At 67.6% G+C, this 19,258-nt stretch carries 20 protein-coding genes; 18 read left to right on the top strand and 2 right to left on the bottom strand.

Translation table 11 applies throughout. From position 1 onward, the window contains the following. The first annotated feature begins 313 nt into the window (after window positions 1-313). The 9 genes from O6Y00_RS20540 to O6Y00_RS20580 all read left to right on the top strand — a co-directional run bounded on the left by O6Y00_RS20540 (window position 314) and on the right by O6Y00_RS20580 (window position 8,905). Entirely contained in the window at window positions 314-538 is a 225-nt protein-coding gene (locus tag O6Y00_RS20540) for a hypothetical protein (protein WP_353444388.1), read from the top strand. A gap of 123 nt (window positions 539-661) precedes the next feature. Next, the gene (locus O6Y00_RS20545) at window positions 662-1,417 is read left to right on the top strand and encodes a glycosyltransferase family 2 protein (RefSeq protein WP_435368658.1); all 756 of its coding nucleotides are present in this window, start codon (window positions 662-664) and stop codon (window positions 1,415-1,417) included. Beyond that, window positions 1,414-2,481, top strand: coding sequence for a hypothetical protein (locus tag O6Y00_RS20550; RefSeq protein WP_353444389.1), 1,068 nt, complete (start codon window positions 1,414-1,416; stop codon window positions 2,479-2,481). Before O6Y00_RS20545 ends, O6Y00_RS20550 begins: the two co-directional genes overlap by 4 nt. Before the next feature lie 67 nt (window positions 2,482-2,548). Further along, window positions 2,549-3,463, top strand: a complete 915-nt coding sequence (locus tag O6Y00_RS20555) for a sulfite exporter TauE/SafE family protein (protein WP_353444390.1) — start codon at window positions 2,549-2,551, stop codon at window positions 3,461-3,463. Window positions 3,464-3,512: 49 nt separating this feature from the next. Next, complete coding sequence (locus O6Y00_RS20560; RefSeq protein ID WP_353444471.1) at window positions 3,513-4,232, top strand: TIGR02186 family protein; 720 nt, start codon at window positions 3,513-3,515, stop codon at window positions 4,230-4,232. Window positions 4,233-4,449: 217 nt separating this feature from the next. Beyond that, window positions 4,450-6,045, top strand: coding sequence for an ATP-binding protein (locus tag O6Y00_RS20565; protein ID WP_353444472.1), 1,596 nt, complete (start codon window positions 4,450-4,452; stop codon window positions 6,043-6,045). A gap of 145 nt (window positions 6,046-6,190) precedes the next feature. Beyond that, window positions 6,191-6,814, top strand: coding sequence for a PAS domain-containing protein (locus O6Y00_RS20570; RefSeq protein ID WP_353444391.1), 624 nt, complete (start codon window positions 6,191-6,193; stop codon window positions 6,812-6,814). Between the two features lie 308 nt (window positions 6,815-7,122). Next, complete coding sequence (locus O6Y00_RS20575) at window positions 7,123-7,911, top strand: bacteriorhodopsin-like (protein WP_353444392.1); 789 nt, start codon at window positions 7,123-7,125, stop codon at window positions 7,909-7,911. Continuing rightward, window positions 7,886-8,905 (top strand): Brp/Blh family beta-carotene 15,15'-dioxygenase, encoded by a 1,020-nt coding sequence (locus tag O6Y00_RS20580; protein ID WP_353444393.1) that lies wholly within the window; start codon window positions 7,886-7,888, stop codon window positions 8,903-8,905. Before O6Y00_RS20575 ends, O6Y00_RS20580 begins: the two co-directional genes overlap by 26 nt. Here O6Y00_RS20580 and O6Y00_RS20585 read toward each other — a convergent pair. Further along, the gene (locus O6Y00_RS20585; RefSeq protein WP_435368659.1) at window positions 8,902-10,422 is read right to left on the bottom strand and encodes a M23 family metallopeptidase; all 1,521 of its coding nucleotides are present in this window, start codon (window positions 10,420-10,422) and stop codon (window positions 8,902-8,904) included. The genes O6Y00_RS20580 and O6Y00_RS20585 overlap by 4 nt on opposite strands. Window positions 10,423-10,620: 198 nt before the next feature. On the opposite strand from O6Y00_RS20585, the gene O6Y00_RS20590 reads away from it, so the two are divergent. The 9 genes from O6Y00_RS20590 (at window position 10,621) to O6Y00_RS20630 (ending at window position 18,571) form a co-directional block, all read left to right on the top strand. Next, window positions 10,621-13,113 (top strand): helicase-related protein, encoded by a 2,493-nt coding sequence (locus O6Y00_RS20590; RefSeq protein ID WP_353444396.1) that lies wholly within the window; start codon window positions 10,621-10,623, stop codon window positions 13,111-13,113. A gap of 7 nt (window positions 13,114-13,120) precedes the next feature. After that, window positions 13,121-13,414, top strand: a complete 294-nt coding sequence (locus tag O6Y00_RS20595; protein ID WP_353444397.1) for an RNA-binding S4 domain-containing protein — start codon at window positions 13,121-13,123, stop codon at window positions 13,412-13,414. A 255-nt stretch (window positions 13,415-13,669) separates the two neighbouring features. Then, window positions 13,670-14,011, top strand: coding sequence for a ferredoxin FdxA (gene fdxA / locus O6Y00_RS20600; protein ID WP_031393648.1), 342 nt, complete (start codon window positions 13,670-13,672; stop codon window positions 14,009-14,011). Between the two features lie 202 nt (window positions 14,012-14,213). Continuing rightward, window positions 14,214-14,747: a CarD family transcriptional regulator gene (locus O6Y00_RS20605; RefSeq protein WP_056053923.1), complete on the top strand. Its 534-nt coding sequence runs from the start codon at window positions 14,214-14,216 to the stop codon at window positions 14,745-14,747. Between the two features lie 579 nt (window positions 14,748-15,326). Next, a complete protein-coding gene (locus O6Y00_RS20610) occupies window positions 15,327-15,638 on the top strand; it encodes a hypothetical protein (RefSeq protein WP_353444398.1) in 312 nt (103 codons plus the stop codon). A gap of 144 nt (window positions 15,639-15,782) precedes the next feature. After that, window positions 15,783-16,502 (top strand): hypothetical protein, encoded by a 720-nt coding sequence (locus O6Y00_RS20615; protein ID WP_435368660.1) that lies wholly within the window; start codon window positions 15,783-15,785, stop codon window positions 16,500-16,502. Then, window positions 16,499-16,849 (top strand): Rap1a/Tai family immunity protein, encoded by a 351-nt coding sequence (locus tag O6Y00_RS20620; RefSeq protein WP_353444400.1) that lies wholly within the window; start codon window positions 16,499-16,501, stop codon window positions 16,847-16,849. The genes O6Y00_RS20615 and O6Y00_RS20620 overlap by 4 nt, the downstream gene beginning before the upstream one ends. A gap of 221 nt (window positions 16,850-17,070) precedes the next feature. After that, complete coding sequence (locus tag O6Y00_RS20625) at window positions 17,071-17,802, top strand: head GIN domain-containing protein (protein WP_353444401.1); 732 nt, start codon at window positions 17,071-17,073, stop codon at window positions 17,800-17,802. 37 nt (window positions 17,803-17,839) lie between these two features. After that, window positions 17,840-18,571, top strand: a complete 732-nt coding sequence (locus O6Y00_RS20630) for a GIN domain-containing protein (protein ID WP_353444402.1) — start codon at window positions 17,840-17,842, stop codon at window positions 18,569-18,571. 250 nt (window positions 18,572-18,821) lie between these two features. On the opposite strand, the gene O6Y00_RS20635 is transcribed toward O6Y00_RS20630, so the two are convergent. Next, the gene (locus tag O6Y00_RS20635) at window positions 18,822-19,226 is read right to left on the bottom strand and encodes a DUF1489 family protein (RefSeq protein WP_056053914.1); all 405 of its coding nucleotides are present in this window, start codon (window positions 19,224-19,226) and stop codon (window positions 18,822-18,824) included. Between the last annotated feature and the right edge of the window lie 32 nt (window positions 19,227-19,258).

The raw sequence follows: 19,258 nt of genomic DNA on the forward strand, positions 1-19,258 counted from the left end.
TGGACCCTCTCGGGGGGATAATGGGACGAAGTCCACGTCTCGACGAAGCGTTCCAATCCCATCTGTCTGCTCCGCACATCGTGTGAGGATACTTAGCAGGCGGATGAAACCGTGCAATGTCGGCTTTTCTCCCCAAAGCGGACATACGGTCAACGCGGAGTTGAGGTGAGATCGGCCATACGAGAGCGGTTTCGCATTCGCTGAAGCGGCTTGAGCGTTATCGCAACTCGTTTCGAACGACCGCTTCCGCCCACTAGCGGACGTTGGCAGTACCGTTATGATAGACCGGTCTGGGCAAATACTGGGTAGTGCAATGTCGAAACGGTATGCCGTTTTTTTGATCAGCGTATTTTTAGCGATCCCGCTTTGGGCTGAGTTTCGCGAGCCTAATCAGCTGTTTTGGAACGTTTTTCTAGCAACCTTCCTGATCGCTGTAATCGCCGTCGCATTCTTTGGCCTGCGCTATCTAGAACGAAACCATGTCGCGGTAGGCGAAGCGCAATCAGCGCCGCATCGTCACGATATCAACGGTAAATAACCTCTCCAAAGCGGACATACGGCCAACGCGGAGTTGAGGTGAGATCGGCCATACGAGAGCGGTTTCGCATTCGCTGAGGCCCACGCCAAACAGATTATCGTTCGCACGGTCGTCGGCGCGGCCATGCCGCTGGCGGGTACGGGATGCGCGATATCGCCGCATTTTCTCGCGATGGTGGCGCTGGCCCGCGGCGGCGACCCGTTCGACGCCACCAGCCTGACCGAGGATTACGAACTCGGTCTGCGACTTGCCGAACTCGGCGCGCGCGGGATCTTCGCACGGGTCGCCGCCGACGACACCGGCACGGTGGTCGCCGTCCGGGCCTATTTTCCCGGCACGATCCCCGAGTCGGTGCGTCAGAAGACCCGCTGGATGACGGGCATCGCGCTCGCCGGATGGGATCGCACCGGCTGGGCGCGACCGCGCGCGCTGGCGGATCACTGGATGCGGATGCGCGATCGTCGCGCGCCGATCGCCGTCGTCGTCCTCGCGATCGGATATCTCGCGGTGCCGGCCTGGATCCTGTCGCTGTCGCTGCATGCGCAATCGGCGCATGCGGCGCCGTATGCGAACGGCGCGTATCCGATCGCGTTGTGGTTGCTCGCGGCCAACGCGCTGTTGCTGGCGTGGCGGCTGGGCATGCGCATGGTGTTCACCTGGCGAAGCTACGGCCTCCGCGAGGCCTTGTGGGCGCTGCCGCGATTCTTCGTCGGCAATCTCGTCTCGTTGCTCGCGGCGCCCCGCGCGGTACTCGTCTATATCGGCATGTTGCGCGGCGCGCCGCCGGTCTGGGACAAGACGCGGCACGCGTTTCCCGACCTGGCCGGACATCCGGTCGTCGGCATCGACGGATTGGGCCGTGTCGCCGTCACGCGATGACCGGCGGCCGTCCGCTGCGGTTTCTGGTGCTGTCGCTGGGGGGATGGGTGCTGATCCGGATCGCCATGCTGCTCCCCGCGATCGACGCGCTTCCCGCATCCCACACGCTTCCCCGCCTGATCGAGGCAGTGATACCCGGTGGGAAAACCACGATGAGGTTTCTGCAAGATCGGAGTTCGCCACCGGCTGACCTTCCGCATGACGCTTCGGAACCGCATGCCCTGTCGGAATCACACGACTCGTCGGGACCGCCTGTCTCGCCGGGACCGCCTATTTCTTCGGGGTCAAAGCCCACCGTCGAACGCCATTCGTTCGCACCGCCAAGGATCGCAGCGATACCCGCGCTCGCGGCGGTCTCCAACGATACCACCCCTGCATCCGCGCCACGAACCGAGCGGATGCCGTCGCCGATCGCCCCCCCCGTCATGGTGTCGGCACCGGGCCGGCTGAGTGGCAGCGCGTGGCTGCTCGCGCGCGGTGGCCCGGCCGGTACCGTATCCGGCGGCCAGCTCGGCGCATCGCAGGCCGGGTTGCGACTGGTCTACGCGCTCGGCAAGCGACGCAGATTCTCTGTGGTCGCGCGGCTCGCGACACCGCTCGAAGGGGCAGGGCGCGAGGCCGCACTCGGGATCGAATGGCAACCGACGCGGTTGCCGGTCCGCCTCGTCGCCGAACACCGGTTCGCGCTCGATGGCGGGCGAGGTGGGCCGACGCTCGGCGTGATCGCCGGCTATGGACCCGCCGACATCGCCCCCGGACTTCGCCTCGAAGGCTATGGCCAGGCCGGTGTAATCGTCCGCGACGGCGTGGAGGGGTTCGTCGATGCCTCGGCAAGGGTCACGCATCCGATCGGCCGGGTCGCCGGCGCGCGCGTGGATATCGGCGTCGGTGCATGGGGCAGCGCGCAACGTGCCGCCGAGCGGTTCGATCTCGGCCCGTCGATCGTCGCGACGGTACCGGTCGCGCGCAAGACGCTGCGCCTGACGCTCGACTGGCGCGAACGCGTCGCCGGTGCCGCAAGGCCGGGCTCGGGGCCGGCGCTGTCGATCGGCAGCGACTTCTAGGGAAGCCGACCAGTCCTGCCGAGTCGAGCCTAGCCCCGCGCGCGCAATCCGGTGTAACGCTGCGTGCGTGGATCTGTATCTCCCCGTCGCCAACCTGTCGGTCAACGCGCTCGTCATCATCCTGCTCGGCGGGGGCGTCGGCCTGTTGTCGGGGATGTTCGGGGTCGGTGGCGGCTTCCTGACGACCCCGTTGCTGATCGTCTACGGCATCCCGCCGACCGTCGCCGCCGCCTCGTCCGCGAGCCAGGTGACCGGCGCGAGCGTCTCGGGCGTGTTCGCGCATTTCCGTCGCAAGGGCGTCGATACCAAGATGGGCGGCGTGCTGGTCGCGGGCGGCATCCTCGGCTCGTTCTTCGGCGCATGGCTGTTCCGCCTGCTCCAGCAGAGCGGCCAGATCGATACCGTGATCGCGATCGTCTACGTCGTCATGCTCGGCTCGATCGGAGGCATGATGGCGAAGGAATCGATCGGCACGATCGGTCGCGCGCGCACCGGGCGGCCGCCGAAAGCGCGCAAGCGCCGCCACCACCCGCTCGTCGCCGCGCTCCCGCTGCGGACCCGGTTCTACGCCTCCGGGCTCTACATCTCGCCGCTCGCACCTTTGTTGCTCGGCTTCTTCACCGGCATCCTGACGATCCTGCTCGGCATCGGCGGCGGGTTCATCCTCGTCCCCGCGATGATCTACCTGCTCGGCATGGCGACCTCGGTGGTGGTCGGCACGTCGCTGTTCCAGACGCTGTTCGTGACGGCGGTCGCGACGATGGTCCACGCGACCACCACCAAGGCGGTCGACATCGTGCTGGCCGGACTGCTGCTGCTCGGCTCGGTGGTCGGCGCGCAGATCGGGGCGCGGTTCGCCACCAAGTTCCGCCCCGAATATCTCCGCCTCGCGCTCGCGGTGATGGTGCTGCTGGTCGGTGCGCGCATCCTGCTCGGCCTGGTCTGGCGGCCCGAGGAGATCTTCTCGGTCACGCTGTCGTGAGGGCCGGGTCGTGAAGCCCTGGCCGCTACTGCTGCTGGCGCCGCTGCTGATGGCGCAGGCCAAGCCGGTCCTCGTCCCCGACGTCTCGCAGCGCAATATCGAGATCGCCTACAGCTTCACCGGTGCCGAACTGCTGCTGTTCGGGGCGATTCTCTACCCCGGCGGACGCCTGCCGACCGGCGAGCAACCGACCGAAATCGTCGTCGTCGTGAAGGGGCCGACCCAGTCGATCCTGATGCGCGAGAAGGAGAAGGTCGCCGGCATCTGGGTCAACGCGTCGCGGCTGCGCTATCGTTCGGCGCCGAGCTTCTATGCGATCGCCTCGTCGAAACCGATCGGCCGGCTGGTCGACGATCGGACGCGTGCGATCTACGAACTCGGGCTCGACAGCCTGCAATTGTCGCCCGCCTCCAGCGCGCCGACCGCGACGCAGGATCGGTTCCAACAAGGGCTGGTCGATTTGAAACGTCGCGCCGGCCTGTATTATGAGGCGCCGCGCGCGGTCGAGATCACCGACGGCGTCCTCTACCGCGCGCGCGTGACGATCCCGGCGCGCGTGCCCGTCGGGCGCTTTACCGCGGAGACGTTCCTGATTCGCGACGGTCGCGTGCTGGCGGCGGCGGTGCGCGACATCGACATCCGCAAATCGGGGTTCGAGCGTTTCGTCGCGCGTGCGGCGGAGCGTTCGTCGGTGATCTACGGCCTCACCGCGGTCGCGTTGTCGGTGTTCCTCGGCTGGGCCGCGGGCTGGATCGCGCGCCGGGTGTAGGCCCGACCGACGCGGGATCGTTAACGCCGTCGTCACCGGATATTTACGCATTGGATGGCAGAGCTGGTCGGTAATGACCGGAGATGGTGCCATAATGAGCGACTTGTCGGGACACGGCGCATTCCTGCAGGCGGCGGTGCCGGCCAACGGGTCGATGGTCGCGCCTGGCCCGTGCGCACCGCCATGCGCACCGCAGTGCGGGCCGCAGTGCGGGCCGATGTCGGCCCCGATCGGCGTGGTGTTCGCGATCGCAGGATCGAGCAGTCGCGTGCTGCTGGATCGTGCCTCGATCGGCGCGCTGTACGACGATGCCGATCCGGTGGTCGCCGCGGCGGGCCAGGTCGGCAGTCAGGTCAAGATGCGCGTCGGCACGACCTGGCTGGTCGCCAACATCCGTTCGCTCAAGCTCGAGGATGCCGCCGGCACCTGCGTCGCCGCCGAGATCGACTATCTCGGCGAGGGCGACGAGGAGCAGTTGACCGGCCGGCTCTTCCGCTTCCGCCGCGGCGTCACGCGCTATCCGATGCCGGGCTGCGAGGTGTTCCCGATCACCACGTCCGACTTGAAACAAGTGTATGCCGCCGAGGATCGCGCCAATATCGAGGTCGGCATGGTCTATCCGACCACCGATATCCGCGCCGCTTTGTATATCGACGCGATGCTCGGCAAGCATTTCGCGCTGGTCGGGTCGACCGGCACGGGCAAGTCGACCAGTGCCGCGCTGATCCTCCACCGGATCTGCGAACTGGCGCCGCAGGGCCATATCGTGATGATCGACCCGCACGGCGAATATGCCGCCGCGTTCCGATCGAACGGCGCGATCTACGACGTCTCGAACCTGCAGATGCCGTATTGGCTGATGAACTTCGAGGAGCATTGCGAGGTGTTCCTCACCAGCAGCGGCTCCGCGCGCCAGTTCGACGCCGACATCCTTGCCAAATGCCTGCTCGCCGCCAAGGCCAAGAGCCGGCTTGGCCAGGAGATCGCCAAGCTGACCGTCGATGCGCCGATCCCGTATCTGCTGAGCGACCTGACGACGATCATCAGCGCGGAGATGGGCCGGATGGACCGCGCGGGGGACACCGCGCCGTACCTCCGCCTGAAGACCAAGATCGACGAGATCAAGGCCGATCCGCGCTATGGCTTCATGTTCTCGGGCATGCTCGTCGCCGACACGATGGCGAGTTTCCTGGCGCGCATCTTCCGCCTGCCGGGCGACGGCAAGCCGATCTCGATCATCGACGTGTCGGGGGTACCGTCGGACATCACCTCGGTTGTCGTCGCGGTACTGGCGCGGATGACGTTCGACTTCGCGATCTGGTCGCGCAACGAACCGCAGCGGCCGATCCTGCTCGTCTGCGAGGAGGCGCATCGCTACATCCCGGCGGGGCAGGAGGCGACCAGCTCGGTCGGCCGGATCCTTGGCCGGATCGCCAAGGAAGGCCGCAAATACGGCGTGTCGCTCGGTCTCATCACGCAGCGCCCGTCGGATCTCGCGGAGGGCGTGCTGTCGCAGTGCGGCACGATCATCGCGATGCGCCTCAACAACGACCGCGATCAGGCGTTCGTCCGCGCGGCGATGCCCGAGGGTGCGCGCGGCTTCCTCGATTCGATTCCCGCGCTGCGCAACCGCGAGTGCATCATCTGCGGCGAGGGCGTGACGATCCCGATCCGCGTGAGCTTCGACGGGCTCGAGGAATCGAAACGCCCCGCATCGGGCGACCCGCTCTTCTCGCAATTGTGGCGCGACGTCGGCGGCGAGGACCAGATCATCGGCCGCACGATCCAACGCTGGCGCGCGCAGGGGAAATAAGCCGCTTCCGGCCAGCGCGGCGCGATAGAAAAGCCGCGATCGGATCGGATCGAACCCGTTAACCGTACGTCCGATCCATATTATATGTGCTAGCCATCATCGGTAGCTCGCGCCGACAGGTGAGGCACAGGCAGGGGGGGCAGGCATGGTGATCGCGACGGAACAGCCGTGCCCCGAAGACCGGGTCATCCGGTTGGTGGCCGATAGTCCGATCGCCTCTGTGGTCAGCAATCCGCGCCTGCCCGACAACCCGATCGTCGCCTGCAATCAGGCCTTTTGCGATCTGACGGGATACCGGCCGGACGATGTGGTGGGCCGCAATTGCCGGTTCCTGTCAGGCCCGGCCACCGAACCCTGGCTATCCGAGGAGATCCGCCGCGGCGTCCGCGAGCACCGGCCGGTGCTGGTCGAGATCCTCAACTACAAGCGCGATGGCCAGCCGTTCCGCAACGCCGTGCTGGTCGCACCGATCTACGACGAAGACGACACGTTGCTCTATTTCCTTGGATCGCAGGTAGAGATCGATGCCGACGCGACGCCGCAGACGAGCATGCGGCGAATCCGCGCGGCGGAGATGGTGAAGTCGCTGTCGACCCGACAGGGCCAGATCCTGAAGTTCGTGGCGAACGGCCTGCTCAACAAGCAGATCGCCGCCGAACTCGGCCTGTCCGAAAAGACCGTGAAGATGCACCGCGCGATCCTGATGACCCGGCTGGGGACCAGGACGACCGCGGACCTGATCCGGCTGGCCGTCGAAGCCGGGCTCTAAACGGGCTCTAAACGGGTCGGGGACGGGCTGGCCGGAACCCCGTGACACCGCCCGTCCCTTGCGGAGATCACGCCGGTATGGACCATGTACCGTATCGCGCGACGCGGGACGCAGGCGTACACCGATCCCGGTCGTCACAGCGATACAACCGGAGTCGGACGCCAACCCGATGACGGCATGGGCATGACCCCTCCGTTGCGCTCGTCGTCGCTGTGGCGCCATTGTCGGGTGGCATCAAGGACCGGTCCGGACATCGGCCTGGGGCCTCCTCAGCCTTGCCGGCGCGCGATCGTGGCGCGCGCGGCGCCATGCGATCGATCGAGGCTCCAATGGATGTCGTGACCCCCCTCCAGTTTTCACTGGCCTATAATGCCTTCTCCTTCACCCTCGCCGCGATGGGCGCGGCGACCGCGTTCCTCTGGCTGAGCCGTTCGCAGGTGGCGCCGGCCTATCGGACGGCGCTGACCATCTCGGGTATCGTGACCGCGATCGCCGCCTATCATTATCTCCGGATCTTCCAGAGCTGGAACGAGGCCTATGTCCTCAAGGACGGCATCGTCACCGCAACCGGCTTCGCGTTCAACGACGCCTATCGCTATGTCGACTGGCTGCTGACGGTGCCGTTGCTGCTGATCGAACTCATCCTGGTGATGCGGCTGTCCGCGGCGGAAACCGCGTCCAAGGCGACTCGCCTCGGCACGGCGGCGGCGCTGATGATCATCCTGGGCTATCCCGGCGAAATCGCGACCGACATCCCGACCCGCGCCTTGTGGGGCACCTTGTCGGCGATCCCGTTCGTCTACATCGTCTGGGAGCTGTTCCGCGGGCTTGGCGACTCGATCAACCAGCAGCGGGTCGAAGCGCGCGATCTGGTGCGCAAGGCGCGCCTGCTCACCTTCGCCTCCTGGGGTTTCTACCCGATCGTCTACATGGCGCCGTATGTCGGGATCACCGGCGGCACGGCGACGACAGTCATCCAGCTCGGCTACACGATCGCCGATCTGCTCGCCAAGGCCGGACTGGGTATCCTGATCTTCATGATTTCGTCGCGCAAATCGCGGGCCGAGGCGCATGGCGATACCGGGCACTACGCCTGACCCCGGCCTGCATCACCCCGGCCTGCATCACCCGGCCATGCTTCACCCCAGCGTGCCCGGCCGGCGCAGCCTTGGCGTGAGGCATGCCGCCCCGTCGGATGATCTCCGCCGCGTCCCGATCGGACGCGGCGGTTTCGCGCACCCTGCGTTCTGGCTGGCGGCGGCGTGCCTGACAGTCGCGATCGTCGCGCGGGTGCCGCTGACCAGACCGTCCGCGACGGTGATCGCGACACTGTTGTTCGTCGCGGGCGGCATGCCGCACGGCGCCTACGACATCGCGTTGATCGCGCGCACCGCCGCGATTGGGCGACGGCCGCTCGCGCTGGCCGTTGCCGGCTATGTCGGGGTCGCCGCTGCGATGCTGGTGCTGTGGTCGATGCTGCCGCTGGTGGCGCTGATCCTGTTCCTGATCGTCGCTGCGATTCATTTCGGCGAGGACTGGACGATGCTCGACGAACCGCTGCTGAAGATGGCGGCGGGCACCGCGATCATCGTCGCGCCGGCGATCGGTCATCCCGCCGAGGTCGGGCGATTGTTCGCGGCGATGGCCGATGGCGAGGGCGGGGTGGGGGTCGCCCATGCGCTGCTTGCGCTCGCCCCGGTCGCCCTGCTGGTGACGGGCGTCGGCATCGCCGTCGCCTGGCGTGACGGCGCGCGTGAATGGGCGGCGGCGATGGCGGTCGCGATCGCCATGCTCGTCGTCGCGCCGCCGGTATTCGGGTTCGCCCTGTTCTTCGTCTTCCTGCATTCGCCGCGCCATCTCGCCGATGCCCGGTTGCGCCTGCCGGACCTGTCGCCGCTGCGCTGGCTGGCGATCGGCGCGGCGATGTCGGCGGCGGCGATCGCCGGCTGGCTGGTCTGCGCGATGAGCCTGCCCGACGCATTCACGCCCGATCTCACCGCGCAGGCCTTCCAGCTGCTCGGCGCGGTCGCGGTACCCCATCTCATCGCGTCGCGCTGGATCGACCGCGCGAACGAACGCGCCGCGCGCTAGTTTCCGATTCGCACCGCGAGAAGCTGCGCCACCTTCGCCTTGAACGCGCGGAGTTTCTCGCCCGAGAGTTGCGCGACGCTCGCGAACGACACCGAGCGCGGGTTGATCGCGGCCCCGTTCTTCCACACTTCCCAGTGCAGGTGCGGGCCGGTCGACATGCCGGTCGAGCCGACATACCCGATCACCTGTCCGGCGCGGACGCGCGTTCCCGACGCCACCGCGATCCGGCTCATATGGCCGTAGCCGCTCGCCATCCCGCCGCCGTGGATCAGCTTGACGAAATTGCCATAGCCGCCGGTCCGTCCCGCGAACGCGACCACGCCGTCGGTCATCGCGTGGATCGGCGAGCCGTAAGGCGCGCCGATGTCGAGCCCCTTGTGCATCCGCGTGAAGCCCAGCAGCGGGTGCATCCGCCAGCCGAAGTTCGAGGTGATCCGCCCGAGCACGGGCATGCCCGAGACGGCCCGGCGTTCGGTCTGGCCGTTCGCGTCGAACCAGCCGCCGCGGCCCGAGTCGCTGTCTGGATCCGCGTTCGCCGCATCGGCGGCAAAGCGGACCAGCTGCACCTTGCGGCGGCCCTGGTCGATCCCGGCGAACAGCAGGTCGCCGATCCGGGTTTCGCCGGTCGCGGCCCGCTCGCGCGCGACGATCAGGTCGAAGCGGTCGGCGGCGCCGACGTCACGGCCGATCGAGAGCCGCGTCGAGATCGCCTTGATGAACGACTCGACCGCCTTGCCCGGTACCCCCGCCGCGCGCGCGGAGCGGTACAGGCTCGAGCCGACCAGGCCCTGGATCCGCAACGGCGTGGTGTCGACCGCGATCGGCTTGCGCGCGACCATCAGCCCGCTCGCGCCGCGCGTCAGCGACAGCGCCAGATCGAACCGGGCGCGGACATCGAGCTTTTCCAACGGCCGTGCGACGGTGCGATCCGCCCGCCGCCCGAGCGTGAGCGCGATCCGCGTGCCGGCCGGTATGGCTTTCGGGTCGACCGATTGCGCGACCAGCGCCGCGGCGGCCTCCGCATCGGTCCGGCCGACGCCTGCGCGGATCAGCGCGCGGTCGAAACTATCGCCCTCGCCAAGCGTCGCGGACAGGTCGACGCTCGGTCGTTCGGGTACCTGCGCGAGCGGCGCGACGAGATCGTTCGCGGCCATCCGCCGGCCGGTCGTCGCCCCCTGCGCCAGCGGTGCGATGCCCTGCGCCCGCGTCTCCTCCCACTCGGCGCCCGCGAGCGGCGTCGGCACCGCACCGACGAGCGGCTTCACGCCGGGCGACAGCATCCACGTCGCGGCACACAGCGCGGTGCAGGTCGCGAGCCCGCGCCACCAGTCGAGGCTGCCGATCCGCGCGCCGAGATCGGGCACCCAGTCGATCCGCGAGAAATCGGCTCGCGTCGTCCGGTCGCGCAACAGGTCTGCGCGCGACAGCTCGGACAGCGACGGCGCGAGCCCGCGGCCGAACCCCTGGCCCGGTACAGCGCTCGCCAACTCGAAGCCCTGATCGTTACGAAGATACACGCAGGCCTGCCCCGATGGTGCCGGTCCCCCCGGCGTCAGGCGGTCGTTGTGATCGCAACCTGCTAAAGTCAAATTAACCGGTGTGTCCGCGCGAACCGGTTTGCGGCGAGAAGTGCTTGCCCGGCGGTAGGTTGCGCGGGGCGAGGAAACTCGGCCCAGGTCATTGCGCGCGCATGGTTTACCCCCGATGTTGTCGGCATGAGCGATGATGCTTCCGGTGGCGTGACCGCAGTTCTCGGCCCGACCAACACGGGCAAGACGCACCTCGCGATCGAGCGGATGTGCGCGCATTCCAGCGGCATGATCGGCTTTCCGCTGCGTCTGCTCGCGCGCGAGGTCTATGACCGGGTGGTGGCGATCAAGGGCGCGAACCGGGTGGCGCTGGTCACCGGCGAAGAGAAGATCGTGCCGCCCGATGCGCGCTGGTTCCTCTGCACCGCCGAGTCGATGCCCGATCGCGACGTCGCGTTCGTCGGGCTGGACGAGGCGCAACTGGGCGCCGATCCCGAGCGCGGGCATGTGTTCACCGACCGCCTGCTGCGCGCGCGGGGCCGCGAGGAGACGATGATCCTCGGCTCCGAGGCATTGCGGCCGATGATCAAGAAACTGGTGCCCGGCGCGGAGATCGTCAATCGGCCGCGCTTCTCGACGCTCACCTATGCGGGCGCGAAGAAGATCAGCCGGTTGCCGAAGCGCTCGGCGATCGTCGCGTTCTCGGCGGAGGAGGTGTACGCGGTCGCCGAGATGCTGCGGCGCCTGCGTGGCGGCGCGGCGGTGGTGATGGGGGCGCTGTCACCGCGCACACGCAACGCGCAGGTCGCGATGTTCCAGGCGGGCGAGGTCGACTATCTCGTCGCGACCGACGCGATCGGGATGGGGCTCAACATGGACGTCGCGCACGTCGCGTTCGCCAGCCTCAACAAATTCGACGGCAAGCGCCAGCGTCGGCTGACGGTCGCGGAAATGGCGCAGATCGCAGGGCGTGCGGGGCGGCATCAGCGCGACGGCACGTTTGGCGCGCTGTCCGACGATGGTCCCGGCGCGTTCCTGCCCGAGGAAGTGCTGGCGATCGAGGAACACCGGTTTCCGCGCCTCGAGAACCTCTACTGGCGGCAGGGCGAGCCCGATTTCACAAGCATCGATGCGCTGGTCGCGAGCCTGGAAGCGCGCCCGCCCGCCGGTGTTTTGCGCGCCGCGCCTCAAGCCCTTGATCTGGGGGTTTTGAAGCGGCTTGCGGAGGAGGGCTGGGTCCGCGAACGCGCACGGCACCCGGCGATGGTCGCGCGATTATGGGCAGCATGCGGCGTTCCGGATTTCCGGAAAGTCGGGCTCGATCCGCATGCGCGGTTCGTGTCGCGGCTGTTCGGGCATCTGAGCGAGGGGCGGGGGCATATCCCGCACCAGTGGTTTGCGGACGAGATCGCGCGGCTCGATACCGTGGCGGGCGACGTGCCGGTGATCGCGGGGCGCATCGCGGCGACGCGGATCTGGGCATATATTGCGCAGCGCGCCGACTGGCTGGCCGAGCCGACCTTGTGGGCCGCGCGGACGGCGGCGCTGGAGGAGCGGCTGTCGGATGCGCTGCATGCCAGCCTGACGCAGCGGTTCGTCGACAAGCGCACGACCGCGCTGATGCGCCAGATCGGTGCGGATGCGGGCGCATTGCCGGTGGTGATCGGTCCCGAGGGCGAGGTGATGGTCGAGGACCATCCGATCGGTCGGCTCGACGGGTTCCGCTTTACCGTCGCGGCGGACGCGCGGGCGAGCGACAAGCGGCTGCTGCTCGCGGCGGCGGAAAAGCGGCTGACGGGCGAGCGCTCGCGGCGCGGGCAGTCGCTGGTCGATGCGCCGGACGCCGATATCGCGCTCGACGATGCGGCGCAGGTGATCTGGGCGGGACATCCGGTCGCCAAGCTTGGTGCTGGGCCTTCGTTCGCGCGGCCGAAGCTGATCCTCGATCGGTCGCTCGATTGCCTCGACAAGACCGCGCGGGAGCGGATCGAGGCGCGGCTGGCGCTGTGGCTCGCCGGGATGCTCAAGCGGCGGATTGCCGTGCTGGTCCACCTGGCCGAGGTGAGTCGCGATCCGAACGCAACGCCCGCCTTGCGCGCGGTCGCCAGTGCGATCGAGGAGGCTGGCGGGATCCTGCCGCGGTTGCCGATGCGGGTCGCGCTTGACGCGATCGATCTCGAGGAGCGCAAGCGGCTGCGGAAAATCGGGATCACGGTCGGCGCGCTCGACCTGTTCGACGCGCGGTTGCTCAAGCCCGAGTCGGCGCGCTGGCGGCGTATCCTCGCGTCTGCTCGCGGTGTGACGATCGCCGCCCCGCGAGATGGGGCTACGGTGTTGGCGCGTGGCAGCGAGGGTGCGGTCCTCGAGGCAGGGTTCCGTCCGCTCGGACTCCAGGCGGTCCGGATCGACCTGATCGAGCGCATCGCCCGTGCCGCGCACGATTCGCGGCAGGGTCGCACACCGTTCGCGCCCGATCCGGCGCTGGCCACCTCGATGGGTGTCGATCCGGCGTCGCTGGAGCGGTTGATGGCCGAACTGGGATTCAAGGCGCTGGCGGGGGACACGCCGCGCTGGGTCTGGCGCGGTCGGCCGCCGGCTCGCGCCGTCGCGCCGGCGCCGGTCGATCCGTCGCGGCAGAACGCCTTTGCCGGGCTGGCTGCACTGGTCCGCCATGGTTGAAGGCGCGATGCGGATCGACCGGTTCCTGTGGTTCGTGCGGCTCGCGAAAACGCGCAGCGCCGCGCAGGCGATCGCCGAGAAGGGGCATCTGCGGATCGACGGACGGCCGATCGATCGCGCGCATTGCCCGGTTAGGGTGGGGAACGTGCTGACGTTTGCGGTGGCAGATCAGGTTCGGGTGATCCGGGTCGAGGCTTTGCCGGCACGGCGGGGGCCGGCTCCCGAGGCGCAAGGATGCTATCAGGATTTGATTGCTGGGAAGACGCCGGCCGGTACCGTGCGCGATCCTGCTTCCGGGTGACCGACGAGGTTCGACACGAGCGGCCGCCGTCGTCCTGACGAAAGTCAGGACCCAGAGCCGCGAGAGGCTGCCCTTGGTATCCTGGGTCCTGACTTTCGTCAGGATGACGGAGGGGTGTTGGGCAGGGGAGGATACGAGAGGGGCAAAGCCTGATAACGTGTCGCAGAAGGCTTGCTATGATTGACGCGACGGGCAGGCGCGCATAGTCGCTGGCGCGTTCGTCGCCGGAAAGGAATCCGGCCCAGGAGTTCTGCAATGACCTACGTCGTCACCGATGCCTGCATCCGCTGCAAGTACATGGACTGCGTGGAAGTGTGCCCGGTCGACTGCTTCTACGAAGGCGAGAACATGCTGGTGATCAATCCCAGCGAGTGCATCGACTGCGGCGTGTGCGAGCCCGAATGCCCCGCCGAGGCGATCCTGCCCGACACCGAGAGCGGCCTCGAGCAGTGGCTCGAGCTCAACACGACCTTCTCGGCGCAATGGCCCAACGTCACGCGCAACGACAACCAGACGCCGCCGGACGCCGACGCGATGAAGGGTGTCGAGGGCAAGTTCGACAAGTATTTCTCGCCCGAGCCCGGCGCAGGCGACTGATAAGAGGCGGCGAATCCCGAAAAGGGCAAGCGGCCTGCCACGTTCGGCTGGTAATTTTATTGCAAAGCTGCTAGATGGGTCCGCGACGGGCGCGATGATTCACGTCATCCGTCTGACGTGTAGACCTATCCCTCCCCCGATGCAGCAGCGACGAGTCCTTCGTCGAGGCGTCGCGTGGAGGCCTGATCCGGAAAGGCCCCAAATGGCTGCCAAGGCACTGTCCTTCGATGTCGGTGATTTCGTCGTTTATCCCAAGCACGGGGTCGGCCGTGTGATCGAGCTCCAGCGCTCGGAAATCGCCGGCATGACACTGGAACTCTACGTCCTCCGGTTCGAGAAGGAGCGCATGACGCTCCGCGTGCCGACCAACAAGGCCGAAAGCGTCGGCATGCGCAAGCTGTCGTCGGACAAGACGATGCGCGAGGCGATGGACACGCTCAAGGGCAAGCCCAAGGTCAAGCGCACCATGTGGTCGCGCCGCGCGCAGGAATATGAAGCGAAGATCAACTCGGGCGACCTCGTGTCGATCGCCGAAGTGGTCCGCGATCTGTTCCGTGCCGACGACCAGCCCGAGCAGAGCTATTCCGAGCGCCAGATCTTCGAAGGCGCGACCAGCCGCCTCGCCCGCGAACTGGCGGCGATGGAAGAGCTCGACGAGCCCAAGGCGCAGGAGAAGATCCTCGACATCCTCCGCGCCGCGGCCGCGATCTACAACAAGGACAAGGTGCCGGCGTAACCGCCTTCGCATCCGATCCGAGTATGAAAGGGCGGTCCTGCGGGGCCGCCCTTTTTCGTTTGCACCGAACTCAACGATCCTCCCCCGTAAGGGGGAGGTGTCGCCGAAGGTGACGGAGGGGGAGGACACGGAACAACGGTCATTCCTTACCGCCCCCTCCGTCTGGCAAGCGCCAGCCACCTCCCCCTGGCGGGGGAGGATTGCGGCGTACCCACCACCACCACCACCACCCCGGCGAAGGCCGGGGCCCAATTGGATAGGTTGGAGTGACGGAGCACGGCCTTAAGTTAGTGACGTTTCCCAATTGGGCCCCGGCCTTCGCCGGGGTGGTGCACGTTGGGGGTGGTGCAAGTATTGCAAGTATCCGCCATGATATGGGCGGTTCGAGCCGCTATTCTGAACGTAACCTTGCCATACATCAAGAAAGAGACCGGCAGTCTCGTTACGCCTCAAATCCAGTCGCAGGCTCCATCGCTGGCGAACTCTCGCCGCACGGAGCGAACGTCTCGCCGGATATCGATTGTTATTCCATCGACTCTCCGCTGACTGACGCCATCCATGTTTGGAAAGGTTAAGTCTATGCGTACGAATCTCCCGAAATATCCGACGGTCGCCCTGATCCTTATCGCCGGTATCGGGCTTAGCGGTTGCGCCACGAAGGGCTTCGTCCGCGACCAGATCGCCGTGGTCAACACGCGGATCGACGGTATGGACGGCCGTCTGCGCACCGTCGAAGGCACGTCCGGCCAGGCACTTGCCCAGGCCCAGGCGGCAGCAGGCCAGTCGCAGCAGAACGGCCAGCGCATCGACCAGCTCACCGGTCGTGTCGATGGCCTCGACCAGCAGGTCCAGCAGCAGGCCAAGCAGCGCCAGCGCAAGCCCCGCGGCTGACGCGCGGCGGCCGGGCTCATCGCCGCACGACGCGCTTGCATCGACGAACAGCCTTGCCGGACACGGGTGTCCGCAGGGCTGTTTCGCCGTATCCCCCGCATAGCGATTGCCGCCGGACTGGTGCTTGCGGTGGTCGCGCCACAGATGGCGTCGGCTACCCCCACCAAGGCCACGCAAGCGCGCAAGGCCAAACCCAAGGCCAAGCCCAAGACCGGCCCGAGCGCGAAAGCCGTCGTGGCGAAGGTCGCGACACCGATTCCGTTGCCGCCGCTGTCGGAACCGGCCGACCGCCTGCTCGGCTGGATCGCGGCGGAGCACGACAATAAAGGCCTCCCTTTTGTCGTGATCGACAAGCAGGCGGCGTCCCTGCTGTTGTTCGGGGCGAAGGGCGATTTTCTCGGCCAGACGCCGGTCCTGCTCGGCATCGGCATCGGCGACGACTCGTCTCCGGGTGTCGGCGCCAAGAACCTTGCGGACATCGGACCCGCCGAGCGCACCACGCCCGCCGGTCGCTTCGTCGCGAAGTTCGGGCGCGCGTTCGGGCACCAGCGCGTGCTGTGGGTCGACTACGCGAATTCGGTCGCGCTGCATGCGGTGATCACCACGCACAAGAGCGAGCACCGCGTCGAGCGCCTGCTGTCGCCGACCCCCGACGACAACCGCATCAGCTTCGGCTGCATCAACGTCGGCACCAAATTCTATACCGGTATGCTCAGCCGGCAGTTCCAGAAGAAGGGTGGCGTGGTCTACATCCTGCCCGACACCAAATCGCTCGACGACGTGTTCCCCCGCGTGCGCCTGCTGCCCTATGTCGGCACCGGATCGCGCGGTCGGGATGTCGTCGGGTTGGAAGGACGCTCATGATCCTGCTCATGCTCGCGATGCTCGCCGCAGCCGATCGCCCGGCACATCGACCGGCAGATCGACCGGTCGTGGTGAGTTCGCTGACCACGCAGCAGATGCTCGAATTCTGCCGCGGCAAGGACGACGATCCCACCGCCGACGTCTGCACGGGCTACATCCTCGGCGCGTTCGATGCGCTGTCGCTGTCGCGCGAGATCTGCCCGTCGCCGGACCACGCCTCGAACATCGAGGTCGCCGCGACGGTGCGCAAATACCTCCACGCCCGGGCCAAGAAGACCGGCACCGGCGCGCCGTCGTTCGTCGTGCGCGACGCGCTGCGCGACGCCTACCCCTGCAAGCGCCGATGAGCGCCTGATCTTCCCCGCGGGGGGGGGGGGAGTGGCTGGCGCTCGCCGGACGGAGGGAGAGGTGAGGGGAACATCTGTTCCGTGTCCTCCCCCTCCGTCACCTTCGGCGACACCTCCCCCTGGCGGGGGAGGATCGCTCGAGTTCACATCCGCCGCCCGCGATTTTGCTTTGCAGCGCCTCCGATCGAGTGTATTGCTTGTACAACACACAGGAGGATGCGATGAACTATCTTGCGCTCGGGCTGATCATTCCTCTCGCCGCCTGTTCGTTCAGCTGGGACGGCGACAAGGAGGGATCGGGCGTCGCGGCGTCGGGCTCGGGCACGACGCGGACCTACCAGGTCGCCGACTTCGACCAGATCGACCTGCGCGGTTCGGACGATGTCGACGTTCGCGTCGGCACCGGCTTCTCGATTCGCGCCGAAGGGCCTGCCGACCAGCTCGACCGGTTGAAGATCGAGCGTGACGGCGAAACGCTCAAAGTCGGCCGCAAGAACGGCGCGAACTTCGGCTGGACCAAGGGCGCCAAGGTGAAGGTGTACGTCACGCTGCCGCGGCTGACCGAGGCGAACGTCTCGGGCTCGGGCAACATGGCCGTCGACCGCGTCGAGGGCGGTGAATTCGAGGGCGGGATCGCCGGATCGGGCGACCTGACGATCGCCGCGGTGCAGGTCGACACGGCGAAATTCTCGATCGCCGGCTCGGGCACGGCGAGCGCCAGCGGCACCGCGCACGACCTGACCGTCGAGATCGCCGGATCGGGCAACGTCGATGCGTCGAAGCTCCAGGCGACGTCCGCCAAGATCGAGATCGCCGGCTCGGGCAGCGTCCGCGCGGCGGTCGACGGCCCCGCCAAGGTCGACATGATGGGCTCGGGCGATGTCGATCTCGGCCCGAAGGCGCGCTGCACGACGTCGAAGATGGGCTCGGGAAGCGTCCGCTGCGGGAACTGACTTGCCGACAGGCACGCAAGCGGCGACGGTTGCGCGCATGAGATCTCTGCTTGCCCCGCTGCTCCTGCTGTCCTCGCCTGTATTGGCCAAGCCGGCGCCGGTCGCGAGCCGAACCGAGTCGGTCGGGAGCTTCGACAGGCTCCGCGTCGAGGGGCCGTTCGAGGTGCGCGTCACGATCGGTTCGCCGCGCGCGACGATCACGGGCGATCCGCGCGTGACCGAGGGCGTGGCGGTGCGCATCGACGGCACGACGCTGTCGGTTCGCAAGGGCACCGGCGGCTGGGGCGAGCAGCCGCGGGGCGGCGGGAACGGTGGCGGCGGACCGATCGTCGTGACGCTCTCGACCCCCGGCCTCGTCTCGGCGAGCGTGGCGGCCGGGGGACGGCTCACGATCGCCCGGATGCGCGGGATGAAGGTCGACGTGACGGTCAGCGGCAATGGCAGCCTGGCGCTCGCCGCGGCGGACACCGACCAGCTGAATGCGACGCTGATCGGCACCGGCCAGATGACGCTCGCCGGCCGCGCCGCCCGCGCGCGCCTGATCGCCAGCGGACCGGGCGCGATCGATGCGACCGGGCTGACGGTCAACGACCTCATCGTGCATCTCGACGGGGTCGGCGAGGTGAAGGCGGCGGCGCGCTATACCGCGCAGGTGACGAGCAGCGGGCTGGGCACGGTGACGGTCGCGGGCAACGCCAAATGCCGGGTGGATGCGGCGGCGGGCGGACCGGTGGTGTGCGGGAAGCCGGGGGCGGTTGAGGGGAAGTAGGGCGGTCCACTATCGGTATGGCTGCCGAAGTAAAGTGTGCAGTCAACACCACCCCGGCGAAGGCCGGGGCCCAATTGGAAAGGTCGGAATGACGAGGTACTGTCCGCCGCTACATTCGTCCCCCAATTGGGCCCCGGCCTCCGCCGGGGTGGCTTGATCGGCGAATACGCGCACCAGGAATTTCATGGCGGCTGATGGGCGGGTGGCGGAGAAAGCCGATCGTCACACGTGTTGCTGCTACCCAATCCCGTCAGATCAGCGCCAATTCCGCCAGTTTCGTCATCAATGCCGGCGGCATCACGTCCAGCCCGGTCGCATCGCCGCCCAGATCGAGCGGGGCGTCGGCACCCTCCAGATACCGCCACCCTTGATGCGCACGCTTGGGTCGCGCCTGCACCAGCACCAGCTTCGGATCGATATGGATCGCGACGCGCCCCTCCTCCGCCTCGCCGAAGCCAAGGATCGGCGAGCGCGCGATCAGCTGGTGCTTCAGGATCCAGAACATCGAACCCTGGCCCGCCACTTCCTCGTGCCGCTTGGGCAGATAGCGCGTGGTTAGGAACACCGGCCCCTCCTCGCCGCGCAGCCGGAGGCGCTCGGCGAGGTGGTCGACGCTTTCCGCGCCGAACGCGACTTTGGTAAGGTGGAGCGGCATGGCGTTGGAAATGGGCCTTAAACCGGCCCAGT

Origin of the sequence: Sphingomonas faeni (assembly GCF_040407565.1) — a bacterium.
Lineage (GTDB): Bacteria > Pseudomonadota > Alphaproteobacteria > Sphingomonadales > Sphingomonadaceae > Sphingomonas > Sphingomonas faeni_F.